Source organism: Paenirhodobacter sp. YD-8, assembly GCF_056590935.1.
In genome coordinates this window covers 3,091,466-3,118,126 of the sequence record NZ_CM152649.1, presented here as the reverse complement: position 1 = coordinate 3,118,126, position 26,661 = coordinate 3,091,466, and the positions used below count along the sequence as shown (strand labels likewise).

Genomic DNA, 26,661 nt, shown 5'->3' with positions numbered 1-26,661 from the left:
CGAATCGTGTATAAGTCTCTTTTAGAGACCGTATCATCATGCGGAAAGGAGGCAGGTTTTCCTGCCAAGGTTACCTGGAGGGAACCGATGCGCGACATGCTGGACCAGATGGACCTCGCCAATTGCCCGGTGCGCCACGTGCTCGACCATATCGCGGCGAAATGGACGACACTGATCCTGCTCGAGCTCGAGCCGGGCCCGTGCCGCTTCAATGCGCTCGCCCGCAGCCTGCCCGACATCTCGCGCCGGATGCTGACGCAATCGCTGCGCGATCTCGAACGCGACGGGCTGATCGCGCGGCAGGTCTTCCCGACGAAACCGCCGAGCGTCGAATATGCGCTGACCGATCTGGGCCGCTCGCTGCTCGGCCCGCTTTGCGCGCTGATCGACTGGGCCAAGGCCTCCGCCCCCGAGATCGCCACCGCGCGCGCGGCCTTCGCGGCGCAAGCCTAGGGCTTTCGCCGCGCGCGCGGGCCTGCTACCTCTGGGAAAAGACTTCCGGAGGATCCGATGACCGCGCGCCTGTTCCTGCTTTTCCCGATGCTGCTTGGTGCCTGCACGCTCGAGGGGATGTCGACCGACCCGACCGCGCCGAGCCTCGACAAGGCGGGCACCTGCTTTGCCCTGGTCACGGCCGAGAAGGATGGCAGCTATACCCTGATGACCGGTATCGCCGATGGCTCGAAAGCGCCGGTGGGCGTGCCGAAGACCGGGCTCGATGCCGCGGCGGTCGACAAGGCCTTCGCCAGGGAACGCGCGATCATGGACATCAACCCCGAGTGTCTGGCGATCTATGCCAAGGGGCGCGAGGCCGCCCAGCCCGGCGCGTGATGCACCGCCGCGTCGAGATCGCGACACGCGGCCCCGGGCTTTACGAATTCACCGGCGCGCTGCGCGCCTGGGTCGAGGCGGCGGCGCCCGAGGAGGCGCTGCTGACCCTCTTCGTGCGCCACACCTCGGCCAGCCTGGTGATCCAGGAGAATGCCGACCCAGAGGTGCGCCGCGATCTGACCGAGGCGTTGCACCGGCTGGTGCCGCCCTCGGACCGGCCGGAAAGCGCCTGGATGACCCACACCTCCGAGGGGCCGGATGACATGCCGGCCCATGTGAAGGCGGCGCTGTTGCCGACCAGCTTGCAGATTCCCGTCATTTCCGGGCGAATGGTGCTTGGGACCTGGCAGGGAATATACCTTTTCGAACATCGGTGCGCGCCCCAGCGGCGCGAGGTGGTGGCGCTGCTGCGCTGAGTCCCGGCCGCCACACCCGGCCCACCGGATCTGGTGGTCTCACATTTATGCTACCCAAAAGCTCGCCTCCCCCCTATAGTCCTGTGGATAACCGGGGCACCAGACCCCACATGCGGCGGGAACAGGAAAAGGGAGAAGCCATGCGCTGCCCGTTTTGCGGAAATGTCGACACACAGGTGAAGGACAGCCGCCCGGCCGAGGACCATGTGGCGATCCGGCGCCGGCGCTTTTGCCCGGCCTGTGGCGGGCGCTTCACCACCTATGAACGCGTGCAGCTGCGCGACCTCGTGGTGATCAAGTCCTCGGGCAAGCGCGAGGATTTCGACCGCGACAAGCTGGAACGCTCGATCCGCATCGCCATGCAGAAGCGCCCGATCGAGCCCGATCGCATCGACCAGATGATCTCGGGCATCGTGCGGCGGCTGGAAAGCCTGGGCGATACCGACATCCCGTCGCGCACCATCGGCGAGATCGTGATGGAGACACTGGCCCGGATCGACACCGTCGCCTATGTCCGTTTCGCGAGCGTCTACAAGAACTTCCAGGCTGCCGACGATTTCGACAAGTTCGTCTCCGAGCTGCGGCCGCAGACGGGCGAGAGCGAGTGACCGACGCCGACCGGCGCTTCATGGCGCTTGCGCTTGGCCTTGCCGCGCGGGGGCTGGGCAATGTCTGGCCGAACCCAGCGGTGGGCTGTGTCATCGTGAACGACGGCCGCATCGTCGGTCGCGGCTGGACCCAGCCGGGCGGGCGGCCGCATGCCGAACGCCGCGCGCTCGACATGGCCGGGGCGGCGGCGCGGGGGGCGACGGCCTATGTCACGCTCGAACCCTGTTCCCATCACGGCAAGACCCCGCCCTGTTCCGAGGGGCTGATCGCCGCCGGCATTGCCCGGGTGGTCAGCGCGCAGGAAGACCCCGACCCGCGAGTCTCGGGCCGTGGCCATGCGATGCTGCGCGCGGCGGGGCTTGCGGTCAATGTCGGGCTGATGGAGGCCGAGGCGCGGGCGCTGCAGGCGGGGTTTCTCAGCCGCATCACCCGTGGCCGGCCCTGGCTGGCGCTGAAGCTCGCCACCAGTTTCGATGGCCGCATCGCGCTTGCGAATGGCGAGAGCCAGTGGATCACCTCGGCCCCGGCGCGGGCGCGGGTGCATGCGCTGCGTGCGCGCTTCGATGCGGTTCTGGTCGGCGGTGGCACGGCGCGGGCGGACGACCCGCTGCTGACCGTGCGCAGCTTCACCCCGCTGCGCCAGCCGGTGCGGGTGGTGGCTTCGGCCGGGCTTGACCTGCCGCGCGACCGGCTGGCGGGATCGGTTTCCGAGGCGCCGCTGTGGCTGGTGCATGGCCCTGCCGCGCCCCCCGAGGCGCGCGCCTTCTGGGCCGGGATCGGCGCCGAGCTGATCGAGGTTCCGCTGTCCGGTCAAGGGCTTGATGTGGTCGCGCTGAGCGCGGCGCTTGGCGCGCGCGGCCTGACCCGGGTGTTTTGCGAGGGCGGCGGCCAGTTCGCCGCGGCGCTGATGCGGGCGGCGCTGGTCGACGAGCTGATCGGCTTCACCGCGGGCGTGGCGCTTGGCGCCGATGCCCGCCCGGCGCTTGGCCCGCTGGGGCTGGCGCATCTGTCGGATGCGCCGCGCTTCACCCTTGCCTCGGTCGAGGCCCTGGGCGGCGACGTGCTGCATCGCTGGCGGCGCTAGCGCCAGAGGAAGGCCCAGGCGGCGAAGGCCCCCTGCAGTTTCGCGAGGCTGCGGTTCAGCCGCCCGGGCGTAGGCAACGGGCCGTTCGCCAGCCGGTCGAGCACGACCTCGGGCGGGCAGGGGCGGCGCGAGACCGGGTCGAAATAGCGCGGATAGGCGATCAGCACGGCATGAACGAAGGCGAGCAGGTCGGGCCGTGCGCTGCGTCGGGCCGGGACCCTGCCCAGGTCGCGGGTCAGCCCCCAGCCGGCATAGAAGGGCGCGCCGGTCACGGTGACGGGCACGCCGCGGATCAGCGCCTCGAAGCCGAGAAGCGAGGTCATCGTCCAGACCTCGTGCACCGCCCCGATCAGGGCGACGGGATCGGCCTGTTCGACGATCTGGTCGGCAAAGCGCAGCGCCTCGGACGGTTCCACGCGGCCCGGGCGCAGACCCGCCTCGACATCGGGGTGAGGTTTGAAAAGGACGATTGCGGTGGGGTTTTCAGCCCGCACCCGCGCCAGCAATGCCAGATTAGTGCAAATCCCTCCTGCGCCCAGACGGATCGAGGCATCGTCTTCGACCTGTCCGGGCACGAGGATGCGGTGGCCTTCGGGCAGCGGGGGCAGGGCGCCGCCGAGGTTGTATTTCGACACCCCCGCCTTGCGGATCGCAGCGAGCAGGCGCTCGGCCCGCAGCCGCCCGCCGGGGGGCGGCTCGTGCGAAATCAGCGTCTCGAGATCCGAGGGGCGGGTGGGGTCGTAATAGATGCCCTGCGCATCGGTGACGAGCGAGAGCGGCGGGATCAGCGCGGCGCCCAGCCCGCGCGAGCGCAGGAAACCGTCCTCGACCCGCAGCGCGGGCAGGTCAGGGGGCGCCTTGCCGGCCCAGACCAGCAGGCTGCGGCCGCTGTCGCGTGCCACCTGCGCCGCGCGGGCGGGCGGATCGACGAAGCGCAGTGGCGTCTCGCGGCCGAAGACCTGCTGCAGCGGGCGTCGCTTCCACAGCCGCATGCCGCTGGCGACATGGCCGGCGCGGTCCTGCCGCCAGGCGCGGACCTCGGCCTCGAGCTGATCGACGGCCTCCTCGAAGCTGCAGATCCGCTGCCGGCACGGGTCGAACCAGGTCGGGGCAAGGATGTGGCTTGCGGCGAACAGCTGGGCGCGGGTCAGGCGGCGTTCGCGCCGGGCGACGGGATTCTCATCCTGCGTCAGGCCCCAGCCGGCATAGAAGGGCTGGCCGAAAACGCGGGGCCGGTGGCCGGCGAGGATCGCCTCGAACCCCATCAGCGACGAGACGGTATAGACCGCGATGGCGCCGTCGAGCAGCTGCCAAGGCGAGACCGGATCGGTGAACAGCTGCGTGCGGGCATCGCAATGCTCGGGGCCGTAATGGCCGGGGCGCAGCCCGGCGCGGGTCTCGGGGTGGGTCTTGATCAGGATCCGCGCGCCCGGATGCTCGATCTGCGCGACGGCGAGCATCTCGCGGAAGGTGCGGGCACTGGCCCCGCCATGGGTGATCGAGGCATCGCCCGCGGTCTGGTCGAGCACCAGCACATAGCCCGGTGGCGGCGGTTCGAGGCGTTCGTCGAAATTGTTGTATTTTGACAGCTCAAGTGCCTTCAGCCGGCCGATCCCGTCGCGAGCACGTTGCAAAAGGTAAGTGTCGTCGAGCGGATGGCGGGCCAGGAGGCGCTCCAGCATCGACGGGCGGGCGCTGTCGAAATGCACGCCCTCGGGGTCGATCAGCAGGCCGAGCGGCCCGGCGCCGCCCGCGCGCCCGGGGTGCACACTGCGCAGGAAGGCGTCCTCGAGCCGCACCAGCCCGACGCCGCGCCGCGCCGCCACCGCCTCGCCGCGGTGCGCATAGGGCGAGCGGCCCCAGACCGCGACGCGGTCGGCGGGCCCGGGCAGGCCCAGATGCAGCGACCAGCCCGCGGCGCGCAGGATCTGCCGCAGCCGGCGTTCGCGCAGGAAGCCGCCGTTGTAGAAGAAAAGCCGCCGGGAAGGCTCCCCGGCGGCCGGATCGGGCGTGACGCCGGGCATCAGTTCCCGGTGAGGTTGCTGACCGAGTTGACCGGGCCGAGCGAGCCGGTGATCGCCGAGAGCGATTTCTGCCACTGCACGTAGGGCGCTTCGGTCACATAGACGGTGTCGCCGTCGCGGATGACGAAATCGCGCGCGAGGAACATGCCGTTCGGGCTGGTCAGGTCGAGCAGGTAGACCATGCGCTGGTCGCCCACGAGGTCATTGCGGCCCAGCACGACCGCGGCGATCTCGGCCGGTTCATTGCGGAACACGAAGACGCCGGTGGGATCGGCCAGGCCGGTCTGCAGCCCGCCGACGGTGGCGATCGCCTCGAGCGCGCTGAGCGTCTGCGTCTCGAAGGGCACGCGCGCCTGCGAGCCGGTGGCGCCGAGCGAGGTGAAGGAGCGGGTGTCCTGTTCGACGAGGATGACGTCGCCGCCGCGCAGGGCGATGTCCATCTTCGGGTTCTCGTAGAGATCCTTGAGCCAGACCGTGCCGGTCTTGGTGCCGCGGGTGACGGTGATCTTCGCCACCTCGGGCTTGACGGTCACGCCGCCGGCCCGCGCGATCATCGCCGAGAGGGTGCGGGTCGGCCGCTCGATCGCATAGACGCCCTGTCCGGCGATCGCGCCCATCACCGAGACGGTCGAGCCGTCGCCGGGCGCGCGCGCCACCGCGACCTGCGGGTCCGGCGTCTGCGCGTCGAGTTTCTCGGTGATCACCTTGCGCAGCGCGTCGGGCGAATTGCCCGCGGCCTTGATGCGCCCGGCGTAGGGGATGAAGATATAACCCGCGCCGTCGACCTGCACCTCGGTCAGCTGGGTCGGCACGCCCTTCTTGCTCATCACGCCGTCGTCGACGTTTTCCCAGATCGTCAGGGTCAGCGTGTCGCCGGGGTTGATCGTGTCGGAGCCGAGCACACCCGCATTGACGAAGGACGAGGTGAAGCCGAGCGCCGGCTGCACCGCGGTTGCCCGCACCACGTGGTCGTTGACGGTGACGACGAAGGCATCGCCCTGTTTCATCACCGAGCCGGCGAAAATCTCGCGCTTGTTCGGACCGGACCGGGGCAGACCGCAGGAGGCGGTGCCAAGAAGGGCCGCAGACAGACCCAGAAGCAGGGTCCTGCGGGACGGTTTGACGTTCACTGCTCGTGCTCCTCTCGCGGGGGCGCTTTTATGCTTTTGCGGCTGAAGTTAACGAAAACCGCAAGAAAAAACCAGTCTGTTCAGCGGACCACCCGCAACTGTTGCCGGGGCGCCGCGTTCCCGGCGGTCAGCGCGTCATAGGGGTCCTCGGGCGACAGCATCATGTCGACGACCTGGCGCAGCAGGATCCGCCGGCCGCGGGTGGAGTAGAAGCCCCCCGGCACCTGGCTGGTTTCCAGCAGGTAGTGGCGATAGTCGCGATAGGCGCGGGTGTCGGGGCGGCGGGGGCTGGCGAAGAATTCGGCGATCGGCTGGGCCGAGACGAATTCGGGCTTGTCGAAGACCGCCCGGCCGAAGGCCTTGAGCGGCAGGCCGCGCCACAGCACCTGCTGTGCGGCGGTCGAGTTCACGGTGACGGCGCTGCGCGCCTGCGCGAGCAGACCGGCCAGCTTGCCGCCGCGGATGAAATGCACCCGGCCCGTCAGGCCAAGCCGCGCCGTCGCCTCGCGGATCGCGCGGGTGATCGGCGCGCGTCCATCCTCGAGCGGGTGGGCCTTGAAGACGAGATGGTGATGGGCCGGGGCGCCGGCGGCGAAGCCCTCCATCACCAGGGTCACGAACTCGGTCTGCGAGGCGAAGGAGGAGTGCATGCGGAAGCTCGAATCATGTTCGAGCTGCATCAGCACCAGATGCACCGGAAAGCCGCCCCGCCGCACCCGCAGCGTGGCAAGCGCCCGCTCGATCCGGTGGACGGGCATCAGCAGCAGCCGGTGCAGGTAGAGGCGAAACTCCTCGATCACGGTGATGTCGCGATGCGGGCGGAAGCCGGCATAGCGCCGGTTCAGCGCCATCACGAAGAAATGGTAGAGCGCGCCATAGAAGATGTGGTGGCGCATGTCGCCCCAGCGGGGCGGGGCCTCGGGGAACTCGATCTCGCTTTGCGCAAGCGCGGCGCGCATCTCGGCGACGCCGAGGGTCATCAGCCGCGAATTGCCGTTCGAGCCGCCGCGCTCGTAGGTCACCCAATAGGGGCGCAGATAGCCTTCCTCGAAGACATGCACCGTCACCCCGGCGGCGCGGGCGGCCGCGATCGCCTCGGCATGGATCGGGCGGGTGTCACCGTAAAGGACAAGGTCGGTCACGCCCTTCTCGGCGATCAGCGCGGCGATGCGGGTGGGCCAGTCCTCGGGGGCGCCGGTGTAGCGGATCAGCGTGGCCGCATCGAACCAGAACGCCTCGTCGCCGCGGTTGAAGGCGACGCGCCAGACCCCGGCGCCCGCAGCCGCCAGCATCCGCCCCAGCTGGTGGAAGAAGGGGCCGTGCGGGCCCTGCAGCAAAAGGAAGGTGCGGTCGGCGTAACGATGCATCGGCGGTTCCGGAACTGCTCCCCTTCTGGGGCGAAATCCCGGGGCTGTCACGGGAATTCGCCGATCCTGCCGGGCAAGCGCGGCCGCAATGGGGCGAAAGCGTGGCCGCGATGGCCATTTCGCGCAGGCGCTGTGCGGCGCCGGCCTTGCGTGAACGGGCGGTGCGGGCTAGGCAGGGTGCGCCAGAGCAAGGGGATGCGAATGTTCACCGGAATCGTGACCGATATGGGAGAGGTCCGGGCGCTCGATCAGGCGGGCGACCTGCGCGCGCGGATCGGTTGCCATTACGACATGGAGGGCGTCGACATCGGCGCCTCGATCGCCTGCGACGGCGTCTGCCTGACGGTGATCGCCAAGGGCGCGGACTGGTTTGACGTCGAGATCTCGGCCGAGACCGTGTCGAAGACCAGCATCGGGCGCAATTCCTGGCATGTGGGCAAGCGGCTCAACCTCGAACGCGCGCTGAAGGTGGGCGACGAGCTGGGCGGGCATATCGTCTCGGGCCATGTCGACGGCGTGGCCGAGATCGTCGCGATGCGCGACGAGGGCGACAGCACCCGCTTCACCTTCCGCGCCCCCGAGGTGCTGGCGAAATACATCGCGCCGAAGGGCTCGGTCGCGCTCAACGGCACCTCGCTGACCGTCAACGAGGTCGAGGGCACGACCTTCGGCGTCAACATCATCCCGCATACCAAGGCGGCGACGACCTGGGGCGCGGCGCAGCCCGGCGACCCGGTCAATCTCGAAATCGACACGCTCGCACGCTATGTCGCGCGGCTGCAGGAGTGGAACGCATGACGCAACCGGTGGACAAGTCCGGCCTTCACGATACGCCCGGTCCGGTGGAAAAGCGCTATTCCGACGTGATTTCCTCGATCGAGGAAATCATCGAGGACGCGCGCAACGGCAAGATGTTCATCCTTGTCGATCACGAGGACCGCGAGAACGAGGGCGACCTCGTGATCCCGGCGCAGATGGCGACGCCGAACGCGATCAACTTCATGGCGATGCACGGCCGCGGGCTGATCTGCCTGGCGCTGACCGGGGCGCGCGTCGATGCGCTCGGCCTCAGCCTGATGAGCGCGAACAACTCGTCGCGGCAGGAGACCGCCTTCACCACCTCGATCGAGGCGCGCGAGGGCGTGACCACCGGGATCTCGGCGCATGACCGCGCCCGCACCATTGCCGTCGCGATCGACGCCGGCAAGGGCGCGGCCGATATCGCCACGCCGGGCCACGTCTTCCCGCTGCGCGCCCGCGAGGGCGGGGTGCTCGTCCGCGCCGGCCATACCGAGGCCGCGGTCGACATCGCGCGGCTTGCCGGGCTGAACCCCGCCGGCGTGATCTGCGAGATCATGAACGAGGACGGCACGATGGCGCGCCTTCCCGACCTCGTGGCCTTCGCGCAGCGTCAGGGGCTGAAGATCGGCACGATCTCCGATCTGATCGCCTACCGTCGCCGCTATGACAACCTGGTGCGCGAGACCGCGCAGAAGCCGGTGCGCTCGGCCTTCGGCGGCGACTGGTCGATGCGCGTCTTCAGTGACGAGACCGAGGGCGCCGAGCACATCGTGCTGACCAAGGGCGACATCACCACGCCCGAGCCGGTTCTGGTGCGCATGCACGCGCTCGATCCGATGGCCGACGTGCTGGGTCTGAACCCGGCCAAGGCCGGCGAGATGGGGCGTGCGATGGAGGCGATCGCGGCCGAGGGGCGCGGCGTCGTCGTGCTGCTGCGCGAGACCTCGATGAAGATGGCCCAGCCCGGCGAGACCTCGCCGCAGACGCTGCGCCAATACGGGCTCGGCGCGCAGATCCTGTCGGCGCTCGGCCTGTCGAAGCTGATCCTGCTGACCAATTCGGGCCTGCCGAAGGTGGTGGGGCTGGACGGCTACGGGCTCGAGATCGACGGCACGCGGGGGTATTGAGATGGCGGCGAACGAACAGCACTACACCCTGCCGCTGCCGGTCTTCGACAAGCCGGTGCGCCTGCTCATCGTCGTGGCGCCCTATTACCGCGACATCGCCGACAACATGATCGCCGGGGCGAAGGCCACGGCGGCCGAGGCCGGCGCGGTCGTCGATGTGATCGAGGTGCCCGGCGCGCTCGAGATCCCGACGGCGATCGGCATGGCGGCGCGGATGGCCGATTACGACGGTTTCGTCGCGATCGGCTGCGTGATCCGCGGCGAGACCACGCATTACGAGACCGTGTGCAACGACAGCTCGCGCGGGCTGACGATGCTCGGCCTGCAGGGCGTGTGCATCGGCAACGGCATCTTGACCGTCGAGAACCGCCCCCAGGCCGAGGTCCGCGCCGACCCGGCCGATCAGAACAAGGGCGGCGGTGCTGCCGCTGCGGCCTTGCATCTTGTCGCGTTGTCGCGCAAATGGGCAGGCCGGACGCAGGGGATCGGCTTCCGCCCGCAGGGTGAGTCGTTCCGCCTGGCCGGCGAGACCGAAGGACCGAGCCAAGCATGACCGACACCGCCCCCGAGACCCCGCAGAAGCTGACCCCCGAGGAGAAGCGCCGGATGAAATCCGCCGCGCGGCTCTATGCGGTGCAGGCGCTGTTCCAGATGGAAGCCGCGGGGCAGGGGGTGGACCGCGTCGCCCTCGAGTTCGAGAACTATCGCTTCGGCCTTGCCCTCGAAGAGGGCGAGGAGGCGCTGGCGGAAGGCGACATGAACCTGTTCCGCCGGCTGCTTGACGATGCGGTCATGTGGCAGGCGAAGATCGACCAGGCGACCGACCGGGCGCTGGTGGCGAAATGGCCGATCGACCGCATCGACCCGGTGCTGCGCGCGCTCTTCCGTGCCGCCGGGGCGGAACTGGTGAACCCGGCGACGCCGGTCCGCGTGGTGATCAACGAATTCGTCGAGGTCGCCCGCGCCTTCTTCCCCGAAGGCAAGGAGCCGAAATTCGTCAATGCCGTGCTTGATCACATGGCCCGCGAGATCCGGCCCGAGGCGTTCTGAGCCGGCAGGCCCGCCCGGCCGGCGGGCCTTCGCCGTTTCGGGAAAAGAATTTTCCCCTGCGGCATTCCGGACTGTTTGATTTTGTCAGACATGCGTTACATTGCATGTAACGAAAGGGGAATCGTCATGCCCGAACTCGTCCGGCTCTATATCCGCAATGTCATCTTCGGCGCCGGCCTCTCGGCCGCCTTCGTCGGTCTGCTGCTTGGCTTCGACGTCGCGCATCTGCGCCATCTGATCCTGTCGTCGGATATCGGCTATATCGCGGTGGCCATTCTCTTCCTGGCGAACACGGTGGTCTTTGCCGGCGTGCAATTCGCGATCACCATCATGCGCATGGCCGAGGACGAGACGCCCCCGGGCGGCGGCAAGCGCGACGGCATCCCGGCCGGGCTCGACACCGCGGTGCAGCTGGCGCCGATTCCGGTGCCGGTCGAGGCGAAGACGAGCCGCAAGGTGCAGCGCCTGCCGCGCTGATCCGCGCGCGCGTCCCGGAACGAAAAAAGCCCTCCGCGCTGCGGGGGGCTTTTTCATTGGGTGGCGGAAACCGCAGCAACCGTCGGGGCGTGAATTTCCCGAGAGCCTGACAAGTCAGGTGGGGGCCAGGTAACGAGACCAGGATCTCGACAGAGCCAGCCCCCTCAGGAATGGTTATCGGCCACTGGAAAAGGGCCCCATTGACGCGAAGAGCAGTAACCGCCACGGCCAGAGATAGGCGTGTGACCGCGCTTCGGCAAGGGGGCAGGGGCGGGCTTTGCGGGCTGGACAAATGTTTACGTTTCGTTCACATTCGCCCCATGTCCCAGGATCTCACCCCCGGTCAGCTTCTCGCCCGCGGCGCCTGCCGCTGCCTTGTCGATCACGGCTTCGCCTGCGTGACCGAGCTGGTGCCGAAGCCGGGGCTTCGCGTCGACGTGATGGCGCTTGGCCGCAAGGGCGAAATCTGGGTGGTCGAGTGCAAGTCGGGGCGGGCCGATTTCACCTCGGATCACAAGTGGCACGGCTATCTCGACTATGCCGACCGCTTCTTCTGGGCGGTGGATGCCGATTTTCCGGCCGAGATCCTGCCCGCCGACACCGGGCTGATCCGCGCCGACCGCTTCGGTGGCGAGATCGCCCGGATGGCGCCCGAGGTGCGGCTGGCGCCGGCGCGGCGCAAGGCGGTGACGCAGGGCTTTGCCCGCACCGCGGCGCTGCGGCTGCAGGGGCGCACCGACCCCGGCCTGCCGCTGGCGCCGGGGCCGGTGGGGGTTACTTTTTACCCTTAGGCTTCTGGCCCTTGCCGGACTTGCCGCTCTGGTCCTCGGCGATGGCGCGGGCCTGCTCGGCCGCGGCCATCAGTTCCTCAGCGATGTCTTCGGCCTCTTCGGGGTCGAAGTCGAAGGGGAACTCGAAATCCTCGCCGACGATGTAGATGCGCACCATGCCGTGATCGGTCGGCCCGATCTGCAGGTCACCGGCGATGTCGCTTTGCTTGTTGATGCTCATGGGGTGGCCTCCGCAACTGTCGAGCACGTTGGCTAACGCCAAGCCGGGCGCGAAGCAACGGAAAATGCCGAAAGGGGCGTTTCCGCCCCTTGCAATCCCGCGCGTCTGCCGCTAAATCCCCGCGCAGTGCCGCCTTAGCTCAGTTGGTTAGAGCACCAGATTGTGGATCTGGGGGTCTCCCGTTCGAACCGGGAAGGCGGTACCATCTCCCCCATTCCCTGAATGCCTCGTCCGCTTCGCAGGTTCTCGGACCTGGTGCGGTGTCTGCCGTGCTGATCGGACCTCTTCCGACCGGCGGGGAACCGCTGTCCGGCTGCCCCCGGCGCCTGCGGTCCAGTGTCACATGATGCAGCCGTGTCGCACTGTGCGGAAATTACCTGACGTAGCGGCAATTTCTCGCCAAAGTTGTGTTTCGGGACTAGGCTGCTCACAGTTCAGTGACTGTCGCGCGTGTTTTTGCGCCAACCCATTTCCATGAATGCAGGAGTTTCCATGCGACCTCTCGGACACGGGCGTGTTCCCGCTGCTGCCTTTGCTGCAAACTTTCCGAAAGGGGCCTGTGCCGCGGTCTTCGTGCTGGCGATGGCGACGGGCGCCTCGGCATTGACGGCGACTGACAACTTCGGTGTCACCATCACCATCACGGACGATTGCAAGATCACGGCGACCAACACCCTCGATTTCGGCACCCAGGGCGCGCTGACGACGGCGATCGACACGAGCAGCGAGCTCAAGGTGGTCTGCACGCCGTCCACCCCCTATAACATCGGCCTGAACGCCGGCAGCACCAGCGGGGCGACGACGACGACGCGGCAGATGACCGGCGCCGGCGGCGCGATCGATTACCAGATGTTCCAGGATGGCAGTCGCACGGTCAACTGGGGGGATGTCGTGGGCACGGATACCGTCAGCAGCAGCGGCACCGGCTCGACCCAGACCTTCACCATCTATGGCCGGGTTCCGGCGCAGACCACGCCAGCCACGGGGACCTATACGGACACCGTGGCGGTCACCGTGACCTTCTGAAACCGCGGCCCGGAGGAGCCATGAGGGGGCTGTCGTTCCTGCGCGGCGCGCTGTGCGCGGCCGTGCTGTCAGGGCTGCTGCCGTTCGCGGCCGCAGCGGAGGGGTTGCGCGTGGCGCCGGTGCTGCTCGAGGTGGTGGCGCCCGCCGCGGCGGGCAAGCTGGCGCTGCGCAACGAGGGGAGCGCGGTGATGACCGTGCAGGCCCGTGTCTATCGCTGGGTGCAGCGCAATGGCCGCGAGAGCCTCGAGCCGACGCGCGATGTGGTCGTGAGCCCGCCGATGACCCGCATCGCGCCGGGCGCGAGCCAGACGATCCGGGTGGTGCGCACGGCCAAGGAGCGGATCCGCGGCGAGGAGGCCTATCGCGTCATCGTCGACGAGGTGCCGGACCGGCGCATGACGCGCAGCGGGCGGGTGAATTTCGCCACCGAACTGCGGCTGCCGGTGTTCTTCGTCGGCGCCGGCGCGAGCGCGCCACAGCTGCGCTGGTCGATCCGGGGCAGCGGGGCAGGGGCGGTGCTGGTCGCGCGCAACACCGGAGATCTGCATCTGCGCATCGCCGATGTGACGCTGGGCGGCGCGGTGCGCCGACCGGGGTTGCTTGGCTATGTGCTCGGCGGCTCGGTCATGCAATGGCCGATCGGCTCGGGCCGGCTGGGCAGCGGCGCGATGCGGCTGCGGGCGCAGACCAACTTCGGGGCGCTCGATGTGCCGGTCGGGCGGGAATAGACGGGGGCGGCTGCGCGGGGTTTCGGTCCTGCTGGCGCTGTCGCTGATCTCGCCGGCGCGGGCGGAGGAGGCGGCCTGTGCCGATCCGGCCGCCCGCGCGCTGTTCCTCGAGGTCTTCGTCAACGGCGCGCCGATGCAGTTGATCGCGGAGTTCCGCGAAGGGATGGACGGCACGCTGTGCGCCGAGGCCGAGGAGCTGCGTGGCAGCGGCATCCTGCCCGACCCGGTGGCGCGGACCGGCCTCGTGCCGCTCGATGCGTTGCCCGGGCTCGACTGGTCGCTTGACGAGGCGGCGCAGACGATCCGGTTCGAGGCGGCGGCCGCGGCGCGCGCGCCGCGCGCCCTGAGCGCGCGCGCGCCCGTGCCGCTGGCGCAAGAGGATGGCCCGCCCGCCGTCGACACCGGCGTCGGCCTCGTGCTGAACTACCTGCTCGATCTGGAAACCTACGGCGGGGACGGGGCCGCGGGAGAGAGCCAGTCCGGCAGTTTCGACGCGCGCCTCTTCACCCCTTTCGGGGCGGTCAGCCACGGTTTCGCGCTGACCGGGGGCACCGGCGAGGCGCTGCGCTATCGCCGGCTCGAGACCTATTGGCGCTCTGCCTTCCCGGGGCGCGCGGCGCAGCTGCAATTCGGCGACATCACCAGCCGCGGGCCGGGCTGGTCGCGTGCGGTGCGGCTTGGCGGGGTGATGATCGAGCGCAATTTCGCGCTGCGCCCCGACCGCGTGACGCTGCCCCTGCCGTCCTATTCCGGCAGCGCCGAGGTGCCCTCGACGGTCGAGGTCTATTCCGGCTCGATCCGCACCTATGCGGCCGACGTGCCGGCGGGGCCGTTCTCGATTTCCGACCTGCCGTTGCCGACCGGTTCGGGGCTGGCCACCGTGGTGCTGCGCGACGTCACCGGCCACGAGGTGCAGGTGGCGCTGCCCTTTCTCGTCTCGGACGAATTGCTGCGGCGTGGCACGCTCGATTACGCGCTGGCGCTTGGCCGGCCGCGGCTCGGCATCGGCACGGAGGATGACCGCTATGGCGAGGGGCAGTATGGCGTCGCCTCGCTGCGCTATGGGCTGAGCGATGCGGTCACGCTGCAGTTTCACGGCGAAGCCGGGGAGGGGCTGCAGCTTGCCGGGCTGGGCGCCACCTTCCGTCTCGGCACGCGCGGCACCGCGGCGGTGACCGTCGCCGACAGCCGCACCGCCACCGATCACGGCCGTCTGGCCGAGGTTTCGGGGCGGGTGCATCTGGGCCGGGTGCAGCTTTCGGGCCGGGCGCAGCGCAGCTGGGGGCAATTCGACGACATCGCCTCGGTCAGTGCCGAGACCCCCGCGGCGGGCCCGCCGGGCTCGGCGCCGCTGCGCCATCTGGGGCAGGTTGCGCTTTCGGTGCCGCTCACCGTTGCCGGCGGCGCAAGCATGAGTCTTTTTGCCGCCGATCTTGGCCGCACCGACGGCAGTGCCGAGCGCAGCCTTGGCCTCAGCTACAGCCGGCCGCTCTTCGCGGAAGGGTCGCTGAACCTGTCGGCCTATTCGGTGCAGGGGGACGGCGCCGATACCGTGGTCGGGCTCGGCCTGTCGCTGCCCTTCGGGCGGCGCGGCACTGCCGGGGCGACGGTCGAGAGCCGAGGTGGCGCGGCGCGCAGCAGCCTGTCCGCCTCGGGCCGCAGTGGCCTGCGGGAAGAGGGCTGGGACTGGCGCGGGCAGCTTGGCCGCACTGATGACGGCGGGCTTGCCGATGCGCGGCTGGCGCATACCGGCCGGCTCGGCCGGGCCGAGGTGGCGCTGCGCCGCTATGGCGAAAGCTCGGGCGCCGGGCTGCGCCTTGAAGGGGCGCTGGTCGCGGCGGGGGGCGGGCTGTTCCTGTCGCGCCGGATCGATGACGCCTTCGCCGTGGTCGATGCCGGCGCGCCGGGCGTCGCGGTCGAGGCGGAGAACCGCGCCGTCGGTCGCACCGGGCCGGGGGGGCGTCTGCTGGTGCCGGACCTGCGCTCCTATGAGCGCAACAGCCTTGCCATCGACACCGCAAGCCTGCCGCTGGATGCGGTGACCGGCGAGACCCGGCGCATCGTCCGTCCCGCCTATCGCAACGGCGTCACCGTCGATTTCGGCGTCGAGACCGAGGCGCATGGCGCGCTGGTCGGTCTTGTCGATGCCGCGGGCGCGGCCCTGCCGGTGGGCGGCGCGGCGCTGGTCAATGGCACGGGCGAGCCGATCCTCGTGGGCTATGACGGGCTCGTCTATGCGCTTGGCCTTGGCGCCGCGAACGAGATCGCGGTGAGCTATCCCGACGGCCACAGCTGCCGGGCACAGTTTCCCTATGTCGACACGCCCGGCACGATCCCCGAGATCCGCGGGGTGCTGTGCCAATGAGACAGGCCATCACCGCGCTGCTGAGCGCCCTGCTGCTGTGGCTTGGCGCCACCGCCGCCGCTCAGGCGCAAAGCTGCAGCTTCTCGGCGACCGATGTGGTGTTCGGTGCGGTCGACGTGCTGGGCGGCGGCCCCACCGACAGCAGCGGCATCATCCACGCGGATTGCTCGACGTTCCTCGGGCTGTTGTCCTCGATCACCATCACCATCAACATCGGCGAGGGTCTGGGCGGCGCCAGCAGCGGTGCGCGGCAGATGGTCAGCGGCACCACCGCGACGGCGCTGAACTATCAGCTTTACCGCGACGCGGCGCGCAGCCAGGTGCTCGGCTCGAATTACTGGAGTTACGGCGGCGCGCCGATCACCCTCAGCGATGGCTCGCTGCTCAGCCTGCTGACCACCACCGGCGTCGACATCCCGATCTATGGCCGGGTGCCGGGCGGGCAGAGCGGGGTGGCGCCGGGCAGCTATGCCTCGGTCTTCAGCCGCGACCCGATCGACGTGCGGGTCGACTATCGCACCTGCAACCTGCTGCTGCTCTGCGTGAACCGCAGCGCGAGCTTCAGCTTCACCGTCTCGGCCACGGTGCCGCCCGATTGTCTGGTCACGGCGGGCGATCTCGACTTCGGCACGACCGGGGTGCTGAGTGCCGCGCTTGATGCGACGAGTGCGATCAGCGTCACCTGCACCCTCGGCTCGGCCTTCGATGTCGGGCTGAACTACGGGTTCTACGGCAGCGGTCCGACCGACCGGCAGATGCGCAGCACCGCGGGCGATGCGGTGGGCTATCGCCTTTACCGCGATGCCGCGCGCAGCCTCGACTGGGGCACGCTTGCCGACGGGCTGGCGCAGTCCGGCGCGGGGCAGGGCGCCGCGCAGGCCTTCACCGTCTATGGCCGGGTTCCGGCGCAGGCGACACCGCCGCCTGGCGCCTATTCCGATACGGTCGTGGTGACGGTGACCTACTGAGCGCGCGGGCGGCGGCCGATCCGCCCGCTTGCCAGCAGCACGCCGAAGATCGCCACCGCGACGCCAATCACCTGCGTCAGATGCGGCATCCGGCCGAAGGCCGCGGCGATCAGCAGCGCCGAGACCGGTACCAGGTTGAACAGCACCGAGGTCGCCGCGGGGCCGCGCACCGAGATCCCGACCTGCCAGAACAGATAGGCCAGCACCGAGCCGATCAGCGCCATCCACAGGATCGCGCCCCAGGCGGTGGGCGAGGCCGCGGCGGCGATCGCGAGCGGGTCTTCGAGGGCGAAGGCGGCGATCAATAGCGTCACGGCCCCGGCGAGCATCGTCCAGGCCGAGGTCTCAAGCGGGCTGGCGTCCCGCACCCAGCGACGGCAGCCGATGGTGTAAAGCGCCCAGGCCAGGCTGCCCGCGAAGATCAGCAGATCGCCCGGGGCAAAGCGCGCGCCGGAGAAGGCGCCGACGGTCAGCGCCACGCCGATCAGGCTGATCGCCATGCCGAAAAGCGCCCGCCGGGCTGGCCAGCGTCCGCCGATCAGCGCCTCGAGCAGGTTCGTGGTGAGCGGGCTCGTCCCCATGATCAGCGCCGCGGTGACCGGGCTCGAGGTGCGCATGCCAAGGAAAAGTGCGGCGTTGAAGCCCGCGACCCCCACCACGCCCAGCACGAGGAAGGCCAGGGCATTGCGCCGCAACGCCCGCAGCCCCGGCCCCTCGGCGAGGCGCAGCCACAGCAGGATGCCGAGCGCGGCAAAGACGAAGCGCCCGGCGGCGGCGCTCCAGGGCGGCAGCTCCTGCAGAACGATCCGCGTCGCTTCGAAATTCGAGCCCCAGAACACCGCGGCCAGCGCGCTCAGCACGAAGGCGGAGCCTTCGATGCGGCGGGTCTCGGCGTGGGGGTTTTCGGTCAGGTCGGTGAGGGACATCTCGGGTCTCCATCAGGTGGGAATGCCCCTGTCTGCCATTCCGTTCCCATGCTGAATATGGCAAGCTTCTTTCACCTGTTTTCCGAAAACGGAAAGACCATGGATCGGCTGAACTGGGACGACATCCGCATTTTCCTTGCGCTGGCGCGGGACGGCACGCTGTCGGGGGCGGCGCGACAGCTTGGCATCGGGGTGGCGACGATCTCGCGCCGGATCGAGCGGGTCGAGCAGGGCATGGGCCTGCCGCTGTTCCTGCGCCATCAGCAGGGCTATGACCTGACCGATCAGGGCGCGGCGCTGCTGCCGCGGGCCGAGGCGATGGAGCTTGCCGCACAGCAGATGCGGCGCGAGGCCGAGGCGCAGGTCGAGATCCGCGGCCTCGTGCGGCTGGCCAGCATCGAGAGCCTGATCTCGCCCTTCGTGGTGCCGGCGCTCGCCCCGCTTCTGGCCGCGAATCCGGGGCTTGATGTCGAGATCAGCTTTTCGCCGATGACGGTGAACCTGCACCGCCACGACGCCGACCTTGCCTTGCGCATGGTCGAGCCGGAGAGCGGCAATCTGACGGTGCGGCGGCTCGCGGTGATGGGCTTCGGGCTGTATGGTCCGGCGGACGGGGCGCGGCCCGTGCGGCAGGTGAGCTGGCCCGATCTTGCCAGCCTCGGCACGCCGCTCGCCTGGTCGCGCGCCTTCGGGGCGGGAGAGGGCGGCCGCTTCGCCGTCAACACGCTCGAGGCGCAGGTGACGGCGGTGGCGGCGGGGCTGGGGGTCGGCGTGCTGCCGCATTTCCTGGCCCGCCGCGCCGGGCTCAGGCTGCTTGCCGAGACCCTGCCGCAGGGCGGGCGGATGGCGCGGCCGGTGCTGCTGGCGATTCACGCCGATCTCGCCGCCTCGCGCCGGGTGCGGGCGGTGGCCGATGCGATCGCCTCGGCGATCACCGCGCAGCGCCGCGCGCTGGAAGAGCCCTGACGGGGGCGACAGGTCCGCAAGACTGTCCTATGCTGCGGCTCCAGCCAGACGGAGGCCACGATGTATGTTCCCCTGCAGTTTCAGGAGCTTGACGCAGATCGCATCGCTGCGCTGATCAAGGTCGCGCCACTTGCCTGCATCGTGGCGCAGACGGAGGACGGGCTGATCGCGAACCACATCCCCGTGTTGAGGGCGCCTGACGGGGCGCTCATCGGTCATGTCGCGGCGGCGAACCCGATGCACCGGCTGATCCCGGAGGGGGCGAGGTTCTGGCGATCTTTCGCGGCGAGGATGCCGATGTCTCGCCCGGCTTCTCCCCCTCGAAGCCCGGGCATCACCGGCATGTGCCGACCTGGAATTATGAGGGGGTCCATGTCCATGGCACGACCCCCCTCCAGCACGACGAGCACGCCAGGCGCGCGGCCGTCGGGCTGCTGACACACAGCCACGAGCGGCGCGTGAACGGCAAGGACGCCTGGCGGATGGCCGATGCGCCGGCCGATTACATGGCGCAGATGCTGGCAGGCATCGTTGCCTTCCGCCTCGCGGCGACGCGGGCCGTGGCGAAGGCGAAGCTGAGCCAGAACCGCGAGGCGCGCGTTTACCTCGGCACCATCGAGGGCCTGCGTCGCACCGGCCACGCCGCGATGGCCGCCGACATGGAGGCCCGCCTGCCCCGAAGCGAGTGACCTGCCCGGATCTGGCGGTGGCGGTTTCGGGCCGTTGCCTTGCCGCTGACCCGGTCGGCCGGGTGCTGTTGCCTCGCCCGGCGACGCGACGCGCCGGCGGCGCACGATTTCGACTTGCCGATGCTGCGGCGTGTCGCTAAACGGGTCGGCGGAGACGTGGCCGAGTGGTCGAAGGCACACCCCTGCTAAGGGTGCAGGCGGGAAACCGTCTCGAGGGTTCGAATCCCTTCGTCTCCGCCACCACCCGCTGCGGGGTGCGATTATTTCTCATGTGAATACAATACGCTTGATCGGAATGGCCTCGAGGGGAGGGCATCCCGGGCGCCTTGTTCCGCTGCACGACTTGCTCCACCTTTTTGCGACGCTTGAAGACTGTGGGGAAGTGGATCGTCAGCCTTGACGCCGATTGCTGCAGCAACGCCGCAGGGGATTTGTCGTGTCCAGATCCGACAACGACAAAATCCCTGCCAGGTCCCCGACAAGTTCGATCTCATGCCCTCCGGACGCCGCATCGTCGGGCATCATCGGGATTTCGGAAATCAGCCCCGGGGGATTCCCGTCGCCTCCCGCTTCGGCTCCGGCTGATCCGGGGCGCTCGCCAGATCCGCGATCTGCTCGCGCTACAGATCCGACAGGCTCGGATGCCGCCGCAGGGCAGGGGGATCGCGATCCGGGCCTCGAGAATGGCCCGCCTGATGAGGGCCCCGTCTGGTGCAGACGGCTGGGTCTTTCTTCGCTCCGGTCGCGCCCGGCTTTCCCGCCTCCGCCTCACTGCGGGCCTGCGATTGCCGGCCAGCGGCCGCGGCGGTCGTAAGGCGCGGCCGCCCTGTTCCGATCGAGCCAGACGGGCGGGAAGCAGTGCGCTCCGGCGCCGGGGCAAGGCCACGCCAGTTGGCGGTCTGGCCGCTCGTTCTCGCCCCCCCCCCCCGCGCGGTGCGGCGACGGTTTCAGCGGCGGGAGCTCCCATCGGACGTGCCCGATACCGTCCGACGAAGCGGGGGCTCGTCCCGGGACGTGACCCGATCGGGGCGACGCTGTGCGCGGGGTCAGTTGGTGACGCCGCGCAGCAGGAGACTGTCCAGTTCGGTGGCCATCTCGGAGGCCACCTCCTGCAGGGCGGTGATGAAGCGTCGGATCTGCGCCAGCCGGTTCGTGCGCTCGGGGTGCCAGAGCGACAGGTGATAGGGGACGGGGTGTGACAGGCGGCGGAACACGACCCGCCCGCCGATCTGGCTGGCCGCAGTCAGCGGGTTGATGATCGAGACCCCCAGCCCCGCCGCCACCATGGCGCAGATGCCGGAGGCGGTGGTCGTCTCGGCGGCATAGTCCCGTGCGACCCCCGCCGCCTGGAACATGAGATCGAGCTTGTGGCGGTAGGGATCGTGCTGGCTGAAATAGAGGAAGGGCTGCCCGGCGAAGTCCTGCGGTGACAGGATCTTGCGCGGGGCAAGCGGATGATCTTGCGGCAGCACGCAGACCATGTCGCCGACGAATATCGTCTCGCTTGTGGCGCTGTCGCGTTCGAACAGGCTCTCGGCCATGCACAGGTCGAAGACCTGCGTCGTCATCTCGGTCCGCAGCGAGGGCTCTTCATGCGAATGAATCGAGAAATGCAGGGCTTGCGGCGATTTCAGGCATCTCTGGATCACCCGCGGGATGATCGATTCCGCATAGGCCGGAATGCTGGCGATGCGGAAACTTGCGGCATTATGGCTGCGGATCGCCGAGGCGGCGCGCCCGATCTCGTCAAGCCCGACGAAGGACCGCAGCACGACCTCGTGCAGCAGCAGCGCCTGTTCCGTCGGCGTCAGGCGCTTGCCGAACCGCAGGAACAGGTCGAACCCCAGCCGCGCCTCGATCTCGCGCAGCTCGCGGCTGAGCGTCGGCTGCGAACTGCCCAGTTTCACGGCAGCTGCGGTGAGACTCTTGTTGATCATCACCGCATTGAAAACATCGATTTGGCGCTGATTCAGCTTCATTCGGCCCCCCACGTTGTCCTGTATATATCGAAAGTGAATGAACACATTCAATATAACATTTTGAGTGCATAAAAACATCTGGGAGAGCTATGGAAACGCCGATGGATGAAGACACCTCATGACCCTGGCCACGCCGATCCCCGCCTGCCCCTGCGAGCCCCTGGCCGACACCCGGCTCAGCCGCCGTGACACGACCTTCGCGATCGAGGACGTACCGCTCGACCGTATCGCTGCCGCTGTCGGCACGCCGTTCTACGCCTATTCGGCAACGGCCCTGCGGGACAAGTACACCGCGCTGGCCGAGGCCGTCGCCCCGCATGGCGTGACGGTCTGCTTTGCGGTGAAGGCCAACAGCAACATCAACGTTCTGGCCGAGTTCGCGGCGCTTGGCGCCGGCATGGATATCGTTTCGGGCGGCGAGATGGCGCGGGCGCTGGCGGCCGGCGCGCCGGCGGAGCACATCATCTTTTCCGGCGTCGGCAAGACCGGCGCCGAGATCCGCGCCGCGCTTCGGGCGGGGCTGGGCCAGATCAATGTCGAGAGCCCGGCCGAGCTGGAGGCCGTGGCCGCGGCGGCGCGCGAACTGGGGCTGCGGGCGCCGGTGGCGCTGCGGGTCAACCCGGATGTCGATGCGCTGACCCATGCCAAGATCACCACCGCCCGCAAGGACAGCAAATTCGGCATCGCCCTTGACGCAATCCCGGCGCTCTATGCCGCGGCTGCGGCGCGGCCCGAGCTGCGCGTGGTCGGGCTGGCGGTGCATATCGGCTCGCAGATCCTCGACCTTGCGCCGTTCCGCCACGCCTGGGAGGCCATGGCCGGGCTGGTGCGCGATCTGCGCGCGGCCGGGCTGGAGGTCGAGCGGCTCGATCTGGGCGGGGGGCTCGGCATCGGCGCTGCGGGTCGGCCCGGCCCCGATCTGGCCGACTATGCGCGGATCATCGGCCAGACGGTCGGGGACCTGGATCTGGCGCTGAATATCGAGCCCGGCCGATGGCTTTGCGCGGGTGCCGGGGTTCTGGTGTCAGGCGTGCTTTACCTGAAACCCGGCGACGGGGCGGAATTCGCCATTCTCGATGCCGCGATGAACGACCTGATGCGCCCCGCGCTTTACGATGCCCACCATCCGGTCACGACCGTCCACCCGCCGCGGATCGCCCCCGCGCAACCGCCCGTGCGCCTGGTCGGGCCGGTCTGTGAAAGTTCTGATGATTTCGGAACTTACGCCGATCTGGGCGCGCTGCGCCCCGGAGACCTGCTGGCGTTCCGCGATGCCGGAGCCTATGGTGCCGCCATGTCGTCGACCTACAATTCGCGGGATCTGATCCCCGAAGTTCTTGTGGAAGGCGACAGGTTCCGCATCATCCGGCGCCGCGAGGGGATCGGCGAGGTGCTGAAGCTGGAAACGCCCGGCACCTGGCAAAGCGCAGGCTAGACAGACCGGGGAAGGGGGTGCCGTGCGACAGGTGCCTCCGTGCAAATAAAGTCGCAAGGCGCCAATCCGATGGCGACAACCCAACAGAACGAGGAAACACATGACCGGGAAACTGAATCTGCTACTGGCCACGGGGCTGACCAGCCTGATGCTGCTGTCGCCCGCGCTGGCCGAGAACATGCTGCGCGTGTCCTATCTCGACGATCCGAAAAGCGCCGATGCGCAGATGACGACGGATTTTTACACGTTGCCGCTGAACATCTTCGACCGGCTGGTGGAATCGGAAACCACCGGGCCGGGGCAGTCGGCACTGGTTCCCGGTCTGGCCGAAAGCTGGGACGTCTCGGACGACGGGCTGACCTATACGTTCCATCTGCGCAAGGGCGTGAAGTTCCACAACGGCGCGGTGCTGACCGCCGATGACGTGGTCTACACCTTCGATCGGATGCTGAACCCCGCGACCAAGGCTCTGAGCACCGACATCCTGACCTTCGTCGCCGGCGCAGAGGACCGGCTCGACGGCAAGGCCGCCAGCGTGTCGGGCCTGAAGGCGCTCGATGACCAGACGGTCCAGATCACCCTGACCAAGCCCTATGCCGCCTTTCTTGCGCTGCTGGCGGCGCCCAGTGCCTCGATCTACAACCGCGCCTTCACCGAGGCCGCGGGCGACCAGTTCGGTCTGACGCCGGAAACCACCAACGGCACCGGCCCGTTCATCCTGCGCGATTATACGCTGAACGACAGCCAGATGCTCGAGGCGAATGACGAGTACTGGCGCGGACGGCCCAAGCTCGACCGGCTGCTGATCCGCGTGGTCTCGGACCCCGAGACGCTGCGGATGCTGTTCGAATCCGACGAGATCGACGTGTTCGACATGGATTACGCCCCGACCCAGACGCCCTATTTCTACGGCTCGGAGCAGTGGAAGGATCATATCGTCTCGGGGCCGCGCGTCGGCATCTACTATTACAACATCAACCAGGCGAAGAAGCCCTTCGACGACGTCCGAGTGCGCAAGGCGTTCCAGATGTCGATCGACCGGCAGACCATCCTCGACAAGAACTTCTACGGCCGGGGCAAGCTCGAGGATGGCGTGATGCCGCGCGGGCTGACCTGCTATACCCCGGCGAAGCCGATCGAATACAACCCCGCCAAGGCCAAGGAGCTGCTGGCCGAGGCCGGCTATCCGGACGGGGTCGACATCAACCTGCAACAGGTGTCGAGCTGGTCGTCGCGCTGGTCCGACATGAACCAGATCATTCAGGCGCAGGTGGCCGAAGCCGGGTTCAGGGCGCATCTCGTCACCACGGACGAGGCGGCCTATCTTGCCGCGCGCAAGGCCGGCGAGACCGACGCCTATACCCAGGTCTGGTCGGCCGATTTCAACGATCCCGACAACTTCTTCTACACCTTCTTCTCGGAGGCGGGCACCAAGACGCGTGCCTACAACAACAACGATCCGGAGGTCTTTGCCGCGATCGAGAAAGCGCGCGGCATGACCGACCCGGAGGCGCGCTGCAAGGTCTATCAGGATCTGACGGCGCAGATCGTCGACAAGGATGCCGCCTGGGTGCCGATGTTCAGCCTTGATCACAGCTATGTCGTGCAGCCGCGGGTGAAGCATTTCGTCGTTCCGTGGAACGGCTGGAGCGACATGAGCTACTACAACGTCGAGGTCGAGTAACGGAGCCTGTCCGCCGGGGCACATGCGCGTCGTGAAACCGCGCTGTGCCCCGGCCTCTGTTTCGGCCCAGCCCCTTCCGAAAACGCCCGAGCGCCGCCGCATTCTGCGGGCGTCGCAGAAAGAGCATTCCACCGATGTTGATGTTTGCGCTCAAACGCATTCTCGTGTCGATCCCGGTGCTGATCGGGATCACGATCATCCTGTTCCTGATGATGAACGTGGTGCCCGGTGACCCGATCGAGCTGATGATGCGGGAACACGCCAGCCCCGACGTGGTCGCGCGGGTGCGGGCCCAGATGCATCTCGATGATCCGCTGATCGTGCGCTACTTCAGCTTCCTGTGGAATGCGGTTCAGGGCGATCTGGGAACGTCGATCAAGCTGAACCGTCCGGTCACCGACCTGATCCTGAAGGCCTTTCCGAACACGCTGATGCTGGCGGTCTGCGCCGCGCTGGTATCGTGGAGCATCGGAATTCCGGTCGGGATCCTTTCGGCGGTCCGGCGCGACAGCCTGGTCGACCGGTTCTTCATGGGCTTCTCGCTCCTCGGCGTGTCGATGCCGATCTTCTGGTCTGCGCTGCTGCTGCAATTCATCTTCGCGATGAAGCTGAAGCTGCTGCCGGTGTCGGGCTTCTACGGCTGGAAATACATGGTCCTGCCCGCCGTGGCGCTCGGCTGGTCCTCGGCCGGGGTGATCGCCCGGCTGACGCGCTCGAGCCTGCTCGAGGTGATGCGACTGGATTTCATCCGCACGGCGCGGGCGAAGGGGCTGCGCGAATCCGGCGTCATCACCCGCCACGCGCTGAAGAACGCTCTGATCCCGGTGGTGACGATCATGGCGATCCAGGTGGCGAGCCTGCTGTCCGGCGCGGTCATCACCGAGGCGATCTTCTCGATCCCCGGTGTCGGGCGGATCACGGTCAGCGCAATCTCGTCGCGGGACATGCCGCTGCTGCAGGGGGCAGTCCTGTTCGCCACGGTGCTGGTGATTCTCGGCAACCTGGTGGCCGACATCCTCTATTCCATCCTTGACCCCCGCATCCGTGCCCAGATGAGGAAAGAGACGTGATGACCCGTTCTCCCGATCTGACCACCGATCTCGCCACCCCCGAAGTGCTCGAGGAGGCAAGCTTCCTGCGTGACACGGTCCGTGCCTTCCGCCGGAACCGGATGGCGATGACCGGCCTCGTCTTTGTGCTGTTCCTGATCTTCTGCGCCATCTTCGCGCCCTGGATCAGCCCGCACGACCCCTATCGTGTGGCGCTGGACGAGCAACTTCTTCCGCCCTCGACCACCTACTGGCTGGGCACCGACAATTTCGGCCGCGACGTGCTCACGCGGATCCTCTACGGCGCGCGGATCTCGCTTGTCGTGGGCATCGTGCCGAGCCTGATCTCGCTGGTGATCGGCACCTTCATGGGGATCCTCAGCGGCTATCTGGGCGGCAGGATCGATTTCGGTGTCATGCGGCTCGCCGACATGATGATCGCCTTTCCCTCGCTGCTGCTGGCGATGGTGGTGATGTATACGCTGGGCGCGAACCTGCTGAACATCTTCCTCGCGCTGGCGCTGGTCGGCTGGGCCTCGGTGGCGCGGGTCGTGCGGGCGCAGACCCTCGCGCTGCGCGAGAAGGAATTCGTCGAGGCGGCCCGTGCCAATGGCACCTCGCGCGGCCGGATCATGTTCGACCATATCTTCCCCAATGTGGTGCCAACGCTGATCGTGCTCTTCTCGCTGTCGATCCCGGAGGCGATCATGTGGGAATCGAGCCTCTCCTTCCTGGGGGTGGGCGTGCAGCCGCCCGAAGCAAGCTGGGGCCTGCTGGTGGCGAAGGGCAAGGAATACATGTTCCAGAACCCGAGCGTCGCAATCTCCCCGGGCATCGCGATCCTGCTGACCGTGCTCGCCTTCAATTTCATCGGGGACGGGCTGCGCGACGCCCTCGACCCGTCGATGAAGGACTAGAC

General features: G+C 68.4%; 26 protein-coding genes, 2 tRNA genes and 1 pseudogene. 23 read left to right on the top strand and 6 right to left on the bottom strand.

What is annotated here, in order from left to right:
- The first annotated feature begins 87 nt into the window (after positions 1–87).
- The 5 genes from AC0QTQ_RS15150 (at position 88) to ribD (ending at position 2,940) form a co-directional block, all read left to right on the top strand.
- Positions 88–453, top strand: a complete 366-nt coding sequence (locus AC0QTQ_RS15150; RefSeq protein ID WP_121532633.1) for a winged helix-turn-helix transcriptional regulator — start codon at positions 88–90, stop codon at positions 451–453.
- Between the two features lie 57 nt (positions 454–510).
- Positions 511–831: a hypothetical protein gene (locus AC0QTQ_RS15145; protein WP_128151101.1), complete on the top strand. Its 321-nt coding sequence runs from the start codon at positions 511–513 to the stop codon at positions 829–831.
- Positions 831–1,247 carry a secondary thiamine-phosphate synthase enzyme YjbQ gene (locus AC0QTQ_RS15140; protein WP_480257254.1) on the top strand — a complete coding sequence of 139 codons (417 nt, stop codon included), beginning with the start codon at positions 831–833 and terminating at the stop codon, positions 1,245–1,247. Before AC0QTQ_RS15145 ends, AC0QTQ_RS15140 begins: the two co-directional genes overlap by 1 nt.
- Before the next feature lie 140 nt (positions 1,248–1,387).
- Complete coding sequence (nrdR, locus tag AC0QTQ_RS15135) at positions 1,388–1,855, top strand: transcriptional regulator NrdR (RefSeq protein WP_113898914.1); 468 nt, start codon at positions 1,388–1,390, stop codon at positions 1,853–1,855.
- Positions 1,852–2,940, top strand: coding sequence for a bifunctional diaminohydroxyphosphoribosylaminopyrimidine deaminase/5-amino-6-(5-phosphoribosylamino)uracil reductase RibD (gene ribD / locus AC0QTQ_RS15130; RefSeq protein ID WP_480257253.1), 1,089 nt, complete (start codon positions 1,852–1,854; stop codon positions 2,938–2,940). Before nrdR ends, ribD begins: the two co-directional genes overlap by 4 nt.
- Here the strand turns inward: ribD and AC0QTQ_RS15125 are convergent.
- The 3 genes from AC0QTQ_RS15125 to AC0QTQ_RS15115 all read right to left on the bottom strand — a co-directional run bounded on the left by AC0QTQ_RS15125 (position 2,937) and on the right by AC0QTQ_RS15115 (position 7,461).
- Positions 2,937–4,964 carry a capsular polysaccharide biosynthesis protein gene (locus tag AC0QTQ_RS15125; RefSeq protein ID WP_480257252.1) on the bottom strand — a complete coding sequence of 676 codons (2,028 nt, stop codon included), beginning with the start codon at positions 4,962–4,964 and terminating at the stop codon, positions 2,937–2,939. The two genes, ribD and AC0QTQ_RS15125, sit on opposite strands and share 4 nt — an antisense overlap.
- Positions 4,964–6,094: a polysaccharide biosynthesis/export family protein gene (locus AC0QTQ_RS15120; protein ID WP_480257251.1), complete on the bottom strand. Its 1,131-nt coding sequence runs from the start codon at positions 6,092–6,094 to the stop codon at positions 4,964–4,966. Before AC0QTQ_RS15120 ends, AC0QTQ_RS15125 begins: the two co-directional genes overlap by 1 nt.
- Before the next feature lie 80 nt (positions 6,095–6,174).
- A complete protein-coding gene (locus AC0QTQ_RS15115) occupies positions 6,175–7,461 on the bottom strand; it encodes a capsule biosynthesis protein (RefSeq protein ID WP_480257250.1) in 1,287 nt (428 codons plus the stop codon).
- A gap of 201 nt (positions 7,462–7,662) precedes the next feature.
- Here AC0QTQ_RS15115 and AC0QTQ_RS15110 point away from each other — a divergent pair, with 201 nt between their 5' ends.
- The 6 genes from AC0QTQ_RS15110 to AC0QTQ_RS15085 all read left to right on the top strand — a co-directional run bounded on the left by AC0QTQ_RS15110 (position 7,663) and on the right by AC0QTQ_RS15085 (position 11,707).
- Positions 7,663–8,259: a riboflavin synthase gene (locus AC0QTQ_RS15110; RefSeq protein ID WP_480257249.1), complete on the top strand. Its 597-nt coding sequence runs from the start codon at positions 7,663–7,665 to the stop codon at positions 8,257–8,259.
- Positions 8,256–9,389 (top strand): 3,4-dihydroxy-2-butanone-4-phosphate synthase, encoded by a 1,134-nt coding sequence (ribB, locus tag AC0QTQ_RS15105; protein WP_121532647.1) that lies wholly within the window; start codon positions 8,256–8,258, stop codon positions 9,387–9,389. The genes AC0QTQ_RS15110 and ribB overlap by 4 nt, the downstream gene beginning before the upstream one ends.
- Before the next feature lies 1 nt (position 9,390).
- Positions 9,391–9,942, top strand: a complete 552-nt coding sequence (locus tag AC0QTQ_RS15100; protein ID WP_480257248.1) for a 6,7-dimethyl-8-ribityllumazine synthase — start codon at positions 9,391–9,393, stop codon at positions 9,940–9,942.
- Positions 9,939–10,439 (top strand): transcription antitermination factor NusB, encoded by a 501-nt coding sequence (gene nusB / locus AC0QTQ_RS15095; RefSeq protein WP_480257247.1) that lies wholly within the window; start codon positions 9,939–9,941, stop codon positions 10,437–10,439. Before AC0QTQ_RS15100 ends, nusB begins: the two co-directional genes overlap by 4 nt.
- Before the next feature lie 126 nt (positions 10,440–10,565).
- Positions 10,566–10,916, top strand: a complete 351-nt coding sequence (locus AC0QTQ_RS15090; protein ID WP_480257246.1) for a hypothetical protein — start codon at positions 10,566–10,568, stop codon at positions 10,914–10,916.
- A 320-nt stretch (positions 10,917–11,236) separates the two neighbouring features.
- The gene (locus AC0QTQ_RS15085) at positions 11,237–11,707 is read left to right on the top strand and encodes an MmcB family DNA repair protein (RefSeq protein WP_480257245.1); all 471 of its coding nucleotides are present in this window, start codon (positions 11,237–11,239) and stop codon (positions 11,705–11,707) included.
- Here the strand turns inward: AC0QTQ_RS15085 and AC0QTQ_RS15080 are convergent.
- Entirely contained in the window at positions 11,691–11,927 is a 237-nt protein-coding gene (locus tag AC0QTQ_RS15080; protein WP_121532657.1) for a DUF6324 family protein, read from the bottom strand. The genes AC0QTQ_RS15085 and AC0QTQ_RS15080 overlap by 17 nt on opposite strands.
- A 128-nt stretch (positions 11,928–12,055) precedes the next feature.
- On the opposite strand from AC0QTQ_RS15080, the gene AC0QTQ_RS15075 reads away from it, so the two are divergent.
- From AC0QTQ_RS15075 to AC0QTQ_RS15055, 5 genes are all read left to right on the top strand, one after another.
- A tRNA-His gene (locus AC0QTQ_RS15075) sits at positions 12,056–12,132 on the top strand.
- A gap of 287 nt (positions 12,133–12,419) precedes the next feature.
- On the top strand, positions 12,420–12,953 hold the full coding sequence (locus AC0QTQ_RS15070) for a Csu type fimbrial protein (protein WP_480257244.1): 534 nt from the start codon (positions 12,420–12,422) through the stop codon (positions 12,951–12,953).
- 20 nt (positions 12,954–12,973) lie between these two features.
- Positions 12,974–13,681, top strand: coding sequence for a fimbrial biogenesis chaperone (locus tag AC0QTQ_RS15065; protein WP_480257243.1), 708 nt, complete (start codon positions 12,974–12,976; stop codon positions 13,679–13,681).
- Positions 13,659–16,046, top strand: a complete 2,388-nt coding sequence (locus AC0QTQ_RS15060) for a fimbria/pilus outer membrane usher protein (protein WP_480257242.1) — start codon at positions 13,659–13,661, stop codon at positions 16,044–16,046. The genes AC0QTQ_RS15065 and AC0QTQ_RS15060 overlap by 23 nt, the downstream gene beginning before the upstream one ends.
- The gene (locus tag AC0QTQ_RS15055) at positions 16,043–17,014 is read left to right on the top strand and encodes a Csu type fimbrial protein (RefSeq protein ID WP_480257241.1); all 972 of its coding nucleotides are present in this window, start codon (positions 16,043–16,045) and stop codon (positions 17,012–17,014) included. The genes AC0QTQ_RS15060 and AC0QTQ_RS15055 overlap by 4 nt, the downstream gene beginning before the upstream one ends.
- On the opposite strand, the gene AC0QTQ_RS15050 is transcribed toward AC0QTQ_RS15055, so the two are convergent.
- On the bottom strand, positions 17,008–17,940 hold the full coding sequence (locus AC0QTQ_RS15050) for a DMT family transporter (protein ID WP_480257240.1): 933 nt from the start codon (positions 17,938–17,940) through the stop codon (positions 17,008–17,010). The genes AC0QTQ_RS15055 and AC0QTQ_RS15050 overlap by 7 nt on opposite strands.
- Before the next feature lie 99 nt (positions 17,941–18,039).
- Between AC0QTQ_RS15050 and AC0QTQ_RS15045 the strand changes: the two genes are divergently transcribed.
- From AC0QTQ_RS15045 to AC0QTQ_RS15035, 3 genes and pseudogenes are all read left to right on the top strand, one after another.
- The gene (locus AC0QTQ_RS15045; RefSeq protein WP_480257239.1) at positions 18,040–18,906 is read left to right on the top strand and encodes a LysR family transcriptional regulator; all 867 of its coding nucleotides are present in this window, start codon (positions 18,040–18,042) and stop codon (positions 18,904–18,906) included.
- A gap of 60 nt (positions 18,907–18,966) precedes the next feature.
- Positions 18,967–19,595: pseudogene (locus AC0QTQ_RS15040) on the top strand (FMN-binding negative transcriptional regulator).
- Positions 19,596–19,745: 150 nt separating this feature from the next.
- Positions 19,746–19,835, top strand: a tRNA-Ser gene (locus AC0QTQ_RS15035).
- Positions 19,836–20,641: 806 nt separating this feature from the next.
- On the opposite strand, the gene AC0QTQ_RS15030 is transcribed toward AC0QTQ_RS15035, so the two are convergent.
- Complete coding sequence (locus AC0QTQ_RS15030) at positions 20,642–21,532, bottom strand: LysR substrate-binding domain-containing protein (RefSeq protein ID WP_480257238.1); 891 nt, start codon at positions 21,530–21,532, stop codon at positions 20,642–20,644.
- A gap of 160 nt (positions 21,533–21,692) precedes the next feature.
- On the opposite strand from AC0QTQ_RS15030, the gene lysA reads away from it, so the two are divergent.
- From lysA to AC0QTQ_RS15010, 4 genes are all read left to right on the top strand, one after another.
- Positions 21,693–23,009 (top strand): diaminopimelate decarboxylase, encoded by a 1,317-nt coding sequence (gene lysA / locus AC0QTQ_RS15025; protein WP_480257237.1) that lies wholly within the window; start codon positions 21,693–21,695, stop codon positions 23,007–23,009.
- Between the two features lie 100 nt (positions 23,010–23,109).
- On the top strand, positions 23,110–24,693 hold the full coding sequence (locus AC0QTQ_RS15020; protein WP_480257236.1) for an ABC transporter substrate-binding protein: 1,584 nt from the start codon (positions 23,110–23,112) through the stop codon (positions 24,691–24,693).
- Between the two features lie 134 nt (positions 24,694–24,827).
- Positions 24,828–25,763 carry an ABC transporter permease gene (locus AC0QTQ_RS15015; protein ID WP_480257235.1) on the top strand — a complete coding sequence of 312 codons (936 nt, stop codon included), beginning with the start codon at positions 24,828–24,830 and terminating at the stop codon, positions 25,761–25,763.
- Entirely contained in the window at positions 25,763–26,659 is an 897-nt protein-coding gene (locus tag AC0QTQ_RS15010; protein ID WP_480257234.1) for an ABC transporter permease, read from the top strand. Before AC0QTQ_RS15015 ends, AC0QTQ_RS15010 begins: the two co-directional genes overlap by 1 nt.
- Positions 26,660–26,661 lie beyond the last annotated feature (2 nt).